This is a genomic window from Capnocytophaga sp. oral taxon 326 str. F0382, assembly GCF_000318295.1.
Classification (GTDB): Bacteria; Bacteroidota; Bacteroidia; order Flavobacteriales; family Flavobacteriaceae; genus Capnocytophaga; species Capnocytophaga periodontitidis.
Window position 1 is genome coordinate 84,657 of the sequence record NZ_KB291394.1, and the last position, 12,750, is coordinate 97,406.

The 12,750-nt window shown below is 38.2% G+C and carries 5 protein-coding genes; 1 reads left to right on the plus strand and 4 read right to left on the minus strand.

The window, feature by feature from the left end:
* Positions 1 to 9 precede the first annotated feature (9 nt).
* From HMPREF9073_RS05355 to HMPREF9073_RS05370, 4 genes are all read right to left on the minus strand, one after another.
* Entirely contained in the window at positions 10 to 1,167 is a 1,158-nt protein-coding gene (locus HMPREF9073_RS05355; protein ID WP_009412982.1) for a galactokinase, read from the minus strand.
* A gap of 124 nt (positions 1,168 to 1,291) precedes the next feature.
* Positions 1,292 to 2,119, minus strand: a complete 828-nt coding sequence (locus tag HMPREF9073_RS05360; protein WP_009412983.1) for an alpha/beta fold hydrolase — start codon at positions 2,117 to 2,119, stop codon at positions 1,292 to 1,294.
* 79 nt (positions 2,120 to 2,198) lie between these two features.
* Positions 2,199 to 3,242 carry a phosphotransferase enzyme family protein gene (locus HMPREF9073_RS05365; protein ID WP_009412984.1) on the minus strand — a complete coding sequence of 348 codons (1,044 nt, stop codon included), beginning with the start codon at positions 3,240 to 3,242 and terminating at the stop codon, positions 2,199 to 2,201.
* 68 nt (positions 3,243 to 3,310) lie between these two features.
* The gene (locus tag HMPREF9073_RS05370; RefSeq protein WP_009412985.1) at positions 3,311 to 4,174 is read right to left on the minus strand and encodes a sugar phosphate nucleotidyltransferase; all 864 of its coding nucleotides are present in this window, start codon (positions 4,172 to 4,174) and stop codon (positions 3,311 to 3,313) included.
* A gap of 332 nt (positions 4,175 to 4,506) precedes the next feature.
* Here HMPREF9073_RS05370 and HMPREF9073_RS05375 point away from each other — a divergent pair.
* On the plus strand, positions 4,507 to 12,750 hold an 8,244-nt coding region (locus HMPREF9073_RS05375; RefSeq protein ID WP_009412986.1), incomplete at its 3' end, for an HYR domain-containing protein.

Consider the following 12,750-nt stretch of genomic DNA (forward strand, 5'->3'; position numbering starts at 1 on the left):
TTGTCTTGTTTATAGTTTTTTAGCACCGTCGCTTACAGAAGCGATATAGAAATCGGCAGCATAACCTATTTTGTTTTTGTAAGCCTCGCCTACGTTTTTAATGAAATCGTCTACTTTGTCTTTTTTCACGATGCTTACAGTGCAACCGCCAAAGCCAGCTCCCGTCATACGTGAACCTACTACCCCAGGTTGTTCCCAAGCAAGAGCAGCCAAAGTGTCGAGTTCTACGCCTGTTACCTCATAATCGTCGCGCAAAGAAATGTGCGATTGGTTCATTAATTTACCAAACTCAGCTAAATTACCTGCTGAAAGCTCTTTTTGTGCTTTAAGAGTACGTTGGTTTTCATATACTGCGTGTTTAGCTCTCTTTTGGCGAACGGGACTCTTGATGAGGTCTTTGTTGGCTTCAAATTGTTCAATAGAGAGTTCTCCTAAGGCTTTAATAGGCAATTTAGTTTGTAATTCGGCTAAGGCTTCATCACATTCAGCACGGCGTTCGTTGTATTTAGAATCGGCGAGACCACGACGTTTGTTAGTATTGGCAATCACGATTACCTCATCTTTAAGTACCACAGGGACATAGGCATATTTGAGGGTGTTGCAATCGAGGAGGATAGCGTGGTCTTTCTTACCCATAGCTACCGCAAATTGGTCCATAATACCAGAGTTTACCCCAATGAATAGGTTTTCAGTTTTCTTGCCTAATTGTGCCATTTCCACAGGGTCGATAGAGAGGTGGAAGAGGTCTTTTAGCACAATAGCGGTAAGCATCTCAATAGAAGCAGAAGAAGAAAGCCCTGCGCCATTAGGGATATTTCCAGAGAAGAGAATATCGAACCCAGAGTCGATTTTTTGTCCTGCTTCAAGGAACATTTTAATCACACCCTTTGGGTAGTTAGCCCAATCGTGTTTTTTGTCGTTGGTAAGTTCGTCGAGAGTGAACTCCATTACGCCAAGGTCGGCAAAGTTTTCAGAATACATACGGAATTTACGGTCATTGCGTTTTTTTACGAGACCGTAAGTACCTTTGTCGATAGCGCAAGGGAACACATTACCGCCATTGTAGTCGGTATGTTCACCGATGAGATTCACACGTCCTGGTGCGAAGAATTGTTTTTCGGCAGGAGCACCGAAAACTTCTTGAAACTTTTGTTCTAAGTGTTTCATATAGTTTTAATTTTAGTTATTAGTTTTGTTTAGAAATTACTTAATTAAATAATATAATGGAAAAAGGGAGTGCTGTCAAAGACAATTCCTAATAGATATGATTCTTGTAGAGACAATATATTTCTTATCTTATAAAGGATTTTAGCTGAGTCAAATACCAATCAAAGTCATCATACATAATAAAGTGGAGCCCTTTATTGGCATATCTAAGGTCTCTCAAAGATAAATTTTGATATTGATCTCTTATGTTGTCTTTTGAATAAGTAAATACGGACTCTAAGAGCACTAAGGCAGGCACTTTTATCTGTTTTATTTCCTCTCTGAGGTCTGTATTAGAGATTTCATACACAAGTTTGGCGAGGGTCTCCCTATCTGAGGCTACACTCCACTGAACGATGGTAGGCTTCTTGGCTTCCTTTGTTGTATAGTACATCATTGAAGCCATTTGCGAACGCTCAAAGTCTTCTTTGGGCATTGCTGTAAGTTCCTTGATCATAGGAGTACAATCCTTGTTAGGTGTTATCTTAAAATTAGGATCAGAAAGCAAAGGCAAGCAAGGCAAAGCATCTACAATCACTATTCTATCAAGTAGGTCAGAGGCTTTAGCAGCTATTTTCATAGCAAGGATGCCTCCTAAGCTATGCCCTACAATCGTAGGTTTTTGGATGTTCTCCTTTTTGATATAGGAGATAATGGCATCTGTCCAATAGTCCAAACTTGGATTCTTTACAGGGGTAATTCCTCCAAACCCCGCTAAGGTAAGCAGGTAGCAAGTGTGGTTAGTGATCAGAGCAGGTACAGTCTCTTGCCAGACATCGCTGGAGCAGCCAAGTCCTGGAATAAACAAAATAGGACTTCCTTTTTCTCCTACTTTTTTCACTGAGAATGGAGATTGTCCAAACGTAGATAGTGGCAAAATAAGTAAAAGGGAGGTTATAAAAACATTTCTCATAGTAAAAAAAATAGATTTTAAATTAAAAATTAGCTTGGTTTTAACTTTGGCAAAGTTTCAAACTAAAAGTTTGTATTACCTATTTAAAGTACTTTTTAGCAATTGCTCTGAGTTCTTTTTCTTTGTCTTCCAAACGCTGAAAGAGCACGAATTGGTTGCGGGCACGAATGTAATTCTCCTCAGGATATGAGGTTTTGAAGTACACATCGTTGTTAAAATAATCGGCGAGGAAACGGATACCGATAATGAATATCATATATTTAGCTCCGTCGACGATGTGTTTTTTCTCTGAGGGAGTCATCACAGGGTTCATTACTGAAAAACCTTTACAAAGCGCTTCGAAGAACTCGGTATTGAAAACGATTTTGCTTTCATCGGCTTCGTTTTCTTCGGTAGGGCTTACCGAAGTGCGCACCATATCGCCGAAATCGTACAGTAAGATACCTTGCATCACTGTATCGAGGTCGATTACTCTAAAATCATCGGGATTGGATTTATTGATGAGTACGTTATTGATTTTGGTGTCGTTGTGGGTTACGCGTATAGGAATACGCTTTTCGTCTACTTCTTTTTGGATAAGGTCGAAAATTACCTTGTGTTTTTGCGCAAATTCGTATAGCTTTTCAGCTTTGTCTTTGCGTGCAGGTGTTGCCTGAGCATAAGCCTCTTCGAGTTGTTGGAAACGTAAATCTCCGTTATGGAAATTAGGAATGGTAGCCTGCAATCGAGAGGTGTCGATATTGGCAAAGGTTTTCATAAAAGTTGCAAAGGCAGTGGCAGCTTTTTCGGCTTGCCAAGGAGCTTCGATGAATTCATAAGAAGTATAACCTTCGGCAAAAGGGAATACTCGCCATACAATGCCCTCGGCATTTACGGAGTATCCTCCTTGTTTAGCTTTCATCATTGGGAGAATGATGTGATTGTTGGGTTCAGTTTCCCAAAGCAGTTCGATGTTTTTGATGATGCTGTCGGGGGTTTTGAACACATTGCTGTTAATCCCTTGAAGGATATAATTTGTATCGGAGGTTTTTACCAAATACGTGCGGTTGATGTGTCCGTTGCCATAAGGTTCCACAGAAAGGAGGTTTCCTTTCAAGTTAAATTGATTGGCTATTTCTTTCATTTTATTTAGGTAAGAGGTAAGAGATAAGAAGTAAAAAACTTATTATCTCTTACGGGTTAAACATTTTATTAGAATTTATCGGGGTACTCGCCTTTATCTACGAGTTTTTGTATTTCGTTTTGTACCATTCCGAGGTCTTCGTGATAGGTCATACCGAACCAGTTGTCGTGATTGGGTAATACTTCTAATTTATATCCGTAATCCTTAATGGCGTGTTGTACTACCATAGGGATGTAAAATTCGGATTTAGGGTCATCTTTATGTTCGGCTACAAATTCTTTGAAATAACGTTCGGCTATATCCAATACTTCGTGAGTAAATCCCCAGAAGTTCATAGATACGTAGGTGCTTAGGGGATACTCGGCGCCCGTAGCTTCGTCTACGGCAGTAGTTTCGTTGATTTTACGCAGTTTGGTAGCTTCGTTGATAGAGAGTAGGTGATGATTGGCGTCTACTTCGCAGATACCGCGTGAAACTGTTCCGTTTTCACTAAGGGTGTTTTTCAGTAGATATCCTCCTGAAAAGAAAGTTTTTTCTTTACCTGCATTGAGCGCTTCATACATTAAACGAAAGCCTTCTTTGCCATAATAATCATCGGCATTGATGATGAGGAATGGGTTTTTAACAAACTCTTTTACACAAAGCATAGCGTGCCCTGTACCCCAAGGTTTTTTACGTTCGATGCCTTTTGGGTTAAAATCGTCTTGATATACGTAGGAGATAGGAACATTGTTGAAGCGGTTTTCGAGGTGTTGGCGGGTGAGGTTGTCGATTTCGTGGCGGATGATGAGCACGATATTGTCAAAACCAGCTTGTAGAGCGTCGTAGATACCGTAATCGAATAAGGCGTTGCCGTTGTGTATATTTTCTAATTGTTTATCAGAGCCAAAACGGCTTCCTAAGCCAGCGGCAAGAATCACTAATGTAGTCATTATAGTGTGTATTTTTTATGATTAATTAAATTACATCGGCAAAAATACAAAAAAAAAACAAAATAGCAAGAAATTAATGAAAATTAGCTTTTAAGAATCTGTATTTTTCTTACTTCATATCTTTTATTTTTTACCTGAATAAAAATTTAACAATATTTTAACATCTAATTATTTATTTAAAAATCAGTATATTATAATAAAAAGAATGTTTTGTTAGTGTAAAAACAAGGAGACAGTGTTGTGTAAATAAGAAAGAAATATTATTTTTGTACCCTTAATTATATATAAATTACACGCGAGATATTATTACTTATAGCTTAAAAGTAAAAAAAATGAAAAAGTTTCTTACAGCAATTGTATTTTTAATCTTCACAGCAACAGGATTTGCTCAATGTATCAATGTGCAAACCACTTCTATCAAGGGAAATTGTTATAATGATAACCAGATAAAAGTAACAGCACAAGATGCTTCTCCATATCCTGCTATATGTTTACCTTCAAGTGGTAAATTTATTGTAGAAATACAAGGTGAAGGCCAAGGTGGCGATATGTTTCGTATGCAGCGCCCTTCACCTTCGGCTCCTGCCGAACATACTTTCTACAATCTTAAAGCAGGAAAGTATAAAATCATCGTACGCGATGAAAATACTGGTGCTTTTGAAGAACGTGAAGTAGAAGCCGAGTCTAACTACAAGGTAATGAATGTACAAGCTTTGCAGATATTACCTCCTATTTGTGGACAACCTAATACAGGAGGAGTACGCTTTCAGATACCTAATGGAGGGCACGGTCCTTTTGATGTTACGATTCTTGATCCTACAGGTAAAAATGTATTACTACCTACTCAAAGATTTTCAAGACCTTCAGGGTCTAATTATATAGAGGTGCGTGGTACTAATGCAAATCCTATCAAACAAAATACAGTAGTAACGCTCCAAATTAAGGATGTTACAGCTGTAGGTGAAAAATGTGGTGAAACTCGTCGTTATCCTTCTATCCAAATACCAAAAGAACAATTCTCCTTAGAATGTATGGAAATTAGAATGTATGATAGGTATATGGAAATGCACAAAACTGATTGTGGTAAATATAAAGGACAATTTAGAATTGTACGTCAAGATAATAATTGGGTAATTACGGGTATGTCGGATGCAAATGCCATTAAGAACTATTTTAAACAAACAGGTAGGGCAGTGGTTCGCTTTTTAAATTCTTCAAAACCTGATATTGATATTTCTTCTACTTTTGATGGTTATGGTTTTTATGTAAATAACTACGTTTTTAAAAAAGGTGATGAGATAGAGGTTACTATCAAAGGTCCTAAAAATACCATTAAGGAGAGAGTTCGTTTCAATGAACAAATAGACCCATTGACTTGCGCTAACTTTCCAATGCTATCCGCTGAAAACCAATCTTATAGCCGAAATTGTGGATTAGATAAGCGATTGTATTTCAATTATAATATGAGGAATCGTGACTATAGAAATATGCCTAATATAAATGGTGGCACTTACTCATATTTGTTAGGATGGGTTCACCCTATTGAGATGCAGTATTTTAAATTGGAAAAATCTCTTGGTGGTGTAGGAGGCCCTTGGGTACCTGTAAATATGGTTGCCTCTTCACCACCTCCTCCAGGAACAGCTCAATGGACTAATGGAATAATCTATGTGGACAAAGTAGGAGAAGGTCTCTATAGACTTACTTATAGAAATCCTAATAACTGCCATAGTACTTGTACTTCATTAGTAAATGTTTATTATCCTACTACAGCAGCTGCAGATATCAACAAAATATTTGATAAATTAGATATAGGTTATGGAGTGTATGAAGGTACAGGAGCCTTTAGAATAGACTACCCTGTTAATATATACTCTCATCCTTTGAAATTTAAATTAGAACGAGCTGATGGTAAAAAAGTAGTTTCTTATTTTGCAAAAGTGAGTATGGGTGATCACGGTACACGTACTGTAACTTTCCCATTAGAAACTACACAACCTGCAGGAAGCTATCGATACCATTATACTAATTTACCTGAAGGAAATTATAATATTACGATTACCGATGCTTGTAGCAATACTACCCAAAAAACAATTTATATACCAGGTATGCCTGCTTATAAACCTGAATTAAAAGTTGAAAAAGATTGCGAAATAGGGAAACTCAAATACAATATAGGTAATCAAATTTTTCAAGATGGTGTTTATGTTTATTTAGAACGAGAAGAAGAGGATGCTTATGGTAACAAATCTTGGAAGGCAGTGATACAACCTTCTGGTGAAGATTATGTAAGAGGACATTCAGGGGAATTTGTAAACTTACTTGCTGGTAAATATAGGATAAAAACCAGTGGTTATTATTATAATGCTTATCTCCAACCTAAATCGGGATCTATGTATCAAACTGATGCATCCGATCCAGGAGTGCCTAGCAAGAGTTGGCAAAGTTATTTCTATAAGGAAATTTCTATTGCCGATCTTGTTAAGCTCAACCCTGTCGTAAACCCAGTGATTTGCCACCAAGGAAGTGCTACAGGTATGATAGCTGTTGATGTAACAGGTCAAGAAGTGTATTTCCCTCTTACTTTCCGCCTCTATCAAAAAACATCGGCTACGGCTACTACCGCTACGCTTAAAGAAACAGTGAAGCTTGAGGCAAGTGATAATAAATACTTTAATATATTTGAAAATCTTACTACAGGTCACTACCTCATAGAGACTGAGCACCGTTGCCAAACAGTACCTAAGGATGTAGATATAGACCTTACCAATGCGTTCAATCCGTTCTTGGTGATCGACCGTCCTGTACCTTTCTGTACCGGAAATCAAGCACGTGTGAAATTAGGTCTTTCAGAACATCTTTTTGATATCAATTGGTTTAAACTTGATGCTAATGGAAATAAAACTACTACTTATCCATTACGTACTGGAGAAAGTTTCTGGGAGGCTATTTATACCACTACTACCTATATGGCTGAGTACAAACTTAAACCAGGAGTAGGATGTTCTAATAGCGCTATCTATACTAAAACAGTTACTGTGGTATTACCACCTATAGATGAACCGCCTCTTGTTAAAAACTGTCCGAATAATATAGAAGTTACTGTAGAGGCAGGGCAGTGTGGCAAGTTGGTACAATGGCGTGAACCCGAGGCATATCCTACTTGTTCAGGAGGAGTAACTACTACACGTAGCCACGCTCCAGGAAGTGTATTCCCTATAGGTGTCCATACAGTTACTTATACCTTTAAAGATAATCTATTAGCTACTATTAGCACTTGTACATTTATCGTGACAGTGAAGTCGAATGCTTTGAAACTAAAAACTTCACAACGCTATGTGGATACATCGGGTAATCCTATTACTCATCTTACTCCTAATCAAGCTTTCTTCTATGAATTAAGCTATGAGAATGTAGGGGCTGAAAATATTAAACGTGCTACTATTACAGTAAATCTACCTCCCAATTCTGCGGTAGTTACTAATGGTGAGCCCGATCTCAATAATGCAGGTGATGGTACAGTAGCTAATCCACAACCTCAGAAATTGTATAATCCTGCTACGAAAACCTATCAGTTTTTAATAGGTAGTACATCAGGTTACCCTCAATCTACCCTCAAGTTAGGCGACCCAAGGCGGAGCATTCGTATCCCAATGAAAGTAGTAGCCGATTGTGATAAACTCTTGCTACCTTGTGCTAACTATCTGAAAACAGCTTTCTCTATCACGTATGAAGGAGGACCTAACGCTTGTCCTACAGCTCAACAATCAGAGGCTGGCTCAAGTTCTATTACAGTAGATACTTCCAATTGTACACGCCAAGAAGTAGTTTGTGGTTCTGGAATAATGACACTCGAAGCTACAGGAACTTTTAATACTTATCAATGGTATAAAAATGGAAATATGCTTCCTGGCGAAACTAATCGCACATATCAAGCTAATGGTCCAGGAGTTTACAAAGTAGTAAAAACTCTTTCTTGCGAAGGAAATCAGATAGGAACTACTGAAACAATACAATACCAAGCTATTACAGCAACTACCGATCCTATCCGTGCTCAAGCACAAAACATAGGAGTAACTTGTCCTGATAATGGTAGATGGACAAGTCATTTCTACCTTTGTCAAGGAAGCTCCAAAAATATTACAGTAAGCTACCAAAATACTGCTTTTGAGTGGCAACAATGGAGTGGCTCTTGTAATGAATCATCTTCTGATTGTAGAAATACTGAAGATCAATGTTGGACAACTTTCCACAACAATCGCACTTTTGTAGCCAATACAGCAGGTAAATACCGATTGAAATTGCTTAATTGTAATGAAAGTTTCTATTTTGAAGTATTTACAGCAGGACTTACAGGTTCACTTACTGATGAAATTCACGAAACTGATTTTTCTCAAGGTTCTGTAAGATTGCTACTTAGTACTAGTGGAGTAACTTATAAAGTAGAAATTTTCAAAGGAGGTACACCTTTCCGTACTGAGGTAATCAATACAAACGATTATCGTATCAATAATTTGCCACAAGGTACTTATGATGTGAAGGTAACCTCACCACAAATACCTGGTTGTCAATACAACGGACAAGTGACTATCAACAAAACGAGCCAAATGAAGGTAACTGCTACTTTCAAAGGATTTACCTCTTGTAACAAGGCTAAGTTTGAACTTAAAGCTGAAGGTGGTAAACCTACTTACCGTTTCTATATCTGGACAATAGATGGTCAGCAACAATATGTAGATGTATCTACTGCTTTATTAGCAACAGATTATAAGGCTATTCAATTGGCACATCAGCCAAGTGTAGAGGTTGAAGTAGCAAATATCACTCGTGTAGGTGAATATGTATTCTTAGTGGGTGATACTCGTAATGGAGCTTTTGCCTTGTCTAACAAGGTGACTGTAACTCCACCAAATCCACATACATTTACCTTTAGTGCAACACAAGAAATTCAGTGTGAAAGTAATCCTAATACAGGGGTGATTAATCTTACTTTTGCTCCTGGCTCTCAAAACCAAAATCGTAAGATTAATCTATATAAATTAGATAAAACAGGAGCTCGTGTAGGAGCTGCTTTCAAAACTAGCACAGGAGGTTTATTTACAGGTATTCCTGCAGGTACTTACGAAATAGAAATGCTATCACAAGTGGCAGGAACAACTTGTACCTATATCAAGAAACCTGTGGTGATACTTCCTCCTCAAGCACCTTTGCGCGCTTATGCTGGTGTAGTAGCTGATAGATCCTGCGATACAGCACATAACCAATACAAAGTATCAGTGAACAACGTTACAGGTGGTACTCCTCCTTATCGTTATAGCTTTGATGGTGAAAATACTTATGTAACTAATCCTATAGGATTTATTGGAGGTTCTACAACCATCTATGTGAAAGATAACAAAGATTGCCGTATTGAAATACCTATAGTTACACAAGCAACTTCAGTGCCTACCATAGCGTTGAGCCCTATAGCTTATCGTTGTGATAATGGTTATGGTTCAGTAACTATTACAGTTTCATCTACTGTAAGCCAAACTTACCAATATAGCATTGATGGTAGTGCCAAACAAACTCTTGCAGGTAACAACTTTAATCGATTATTATCACCAGGAGTACACACTCTTACAGTATACTATCGTCCAATAGACACTGCTACAACACCTAATGTACTCTTTGCAGAAGATTTTGGCAAAGATGATAACGATTGTTTACCAGCAGCCAATACTTCTTTGGTATGTAACTCTTCAGGAAGCCTTTCAGATGGTAACCAAGTGCTTACTAAACAACTACAAGTAAGTTCAAATCCTAATTGGCTTACCACAGCTCCTGTTGATCCTTCTGGAGGTCGTTACTTAGCAGTAGCAGGAAATGGTAACAATGAAATAGTATATCAAAAACTTCTAAAAGGAGTAGCTCCTAATACTGAATTTACTGTAAGTTTAGATGCACTCAACCTCTTTAGAACAGGAGTAACTGCCGTACCAGCTCGCCTCAATATAGAAATAGCAAAACCCGATGGTACTACTTTGCGTAGCAAGAGTTTAGCAACTATTAACAACAATAGTTGGACAAATTATAAAGTCACCTTTACCGAAGCTGAGATGACAGGTTTTGCTAACGGAGAACTATTAGTGAAAGTAGTGAATACAGCTGCTGCCACTTATGGAGGCTTAGGTAATGATTTTGTAATGGATAACCTTAAAGTATCACAGGCTATTGCTTATTGTGATTTGAAGGTTACTCAACTTATTAATATAGAAAAGAATAAACAAATGCGTGCCGAAAAATTCGGTATCGAGAAAAACGTTAGCTGTATTGGAGCTCAAGATGGTGAGGTACGTATCAAGGTTATTAATCCAACATCTACAAATATTCTTTATTCAGTAGAATGGACATACACAACTACAACCACTTGGACACCTACAACCCTTGATGCTCAAGGAGTATTTACCGTTACAGGATTAGAAGCTACCCAAAGTGGAGTAGTGAGCATAAGAGATGCTGCTAATGCTAATTGTGCAGTAACCGTAAGTTACAAAATAGGCCAGCCTACTCCTATTGTACCTACAGTAGTAGTAATGGATAAAGTAACTTGCTATAACGGTGGAGTAGCTAAGATAAAAGTATCGGCTACAGGAGGTAATGCAGGAGGTTATCAGTACAGAGTAGGATTAGTAAGTGGAACCTTAGGAGCATTGCAACCAGCAGCTCCACGAGTAAACCCTTATGAAATACCGAACCTTGCACCTGGTACTTATAGCTTAGTAGTACAAGATAGCAAAGGTTGTACTACCGAAACTACCTTTGAAATCGCTGATAAAGCTACACTTTCAGTTACTGCTGAACCTACCTCTTATTGCTATGGTGATACACAAGAGAAGAAAGTAAAAATTACAATAATTAGCGGTAATGGAAACTATAAAGTACAACGTGTAGGAGGTAATAATTATGCCTTCAATACATCAATTTTTGAGTATCCTGATGCACTTGATGTAGGCTCTCATACATTTGTAATAACCGATGGTTTTGGTTGTCAAGCAACAGTAACTACTCAAATTTATGCACCATTATCACTCACTGTATCACCTACTCAAACACAATATGCTGATTGTAAAGGTAGCAGTGTAACCTATACACTCACCGCTTCTGGAGGTATCCCTACAGCACTCAAAGAGTTTAGCTATAGTGTTGATGGTGGAGCTACTTATCACTTTATAGCATCTAATACTACTCAAGTAACCTTTACTTATCCAGTAGCGATAGCTACCACTACCGAGTTCCGTTTCCAAGTAACTTACAAACCTGATGGAAGTGAATGTAAACGACAAGCTTATATAACTTTAGCTTACGATCCACCACGTTTCTTAACCAATACCTTTACCACTACTCAAGCTACTTGTGGTAATAACAACGGTTCGGTAACAATTACGCCAAGTAATTACTATGTAGGTACAGCTTCACATACTCTTAAAGTGGTGAATGGTTTAGGAGTAACGCAGACTCCTACAGCTTTAGCGCCAGGTAACTATATAGCACACCTCACCGATGACCGTGGTTGTGTAGCTACTCAAGCCTTTACTATTACAGCAGTGCCTCAACTTACGGCTACAGCTACAGTAAGTAAGCAAATGGGCTGTACCTCATCCGCTGCTGACTTAGCTGCCATTACAGTAACTCTCAATGGTGGAGGTATGCAACCTTTTGTTATCAATGTTAGAAATACTACTTCTGGTAAAGAGGATACACAAACACTTACAACCTCTAATAATATCTCAAGAGTATTCTCTGGATTAGATTATGGTAACTATAACATCACTATTACTGATGGCAATAGCTGTGTAACACATTTCACAACTGTAATCTTACCTAATTCTAATGTAATGTCTATCACTCCTGTAATACCTACAGCTTGTGCTACTACAGGTGAGGTACGCATTACAGCAACCAGCTCACCTACCTTTACAGCATCTACTAATGCGTACTTTGCTATATATCGACCAGGTATTCAAAACCCACCTCCGGGATCAGTTCTCAATACAGTTACTACACTTAATGCCGATGGAACTAACGATGTATGGCACAAAGGAGTTGCCTCAGGTACGGGAGTGGCAGTAACCATAGGAGGGCTCACACCAGGTGTACAATACACTTTTGTAGCTTATAATATGCTTACTAAGTGTCGTTATACACAGCAGATGACCGTGCCTGTACCTACATACTCACAGATGTCAGTAGCAATAGATGTGAAAAATGTAAGTTGTGCAACTGGCAATGATGGTACCTTTACCTTTACTTTAACAAATCCTCACGGAAGCACTACCCATATAGATTATCAAGTTTATCGTGAAGATAATCATCAACTAATGGTAGGTGCAGGAGGTACAGTGCCATCTCCATTCACCGCACCTCAAGTCGCAAATGGTAACCTACCAGCAGGTAAATATTATGTGAAATTTACTGAAACTATTGGTGGGGTAGCTAGTTGTGTAACTTCTAAGAGCTTTGAAATCAAACGTTCGCTCACTCAGTTACAAATTACAGCAGTTGCTACCCAAAAAGCTTCTTGTAATACTCAGGGT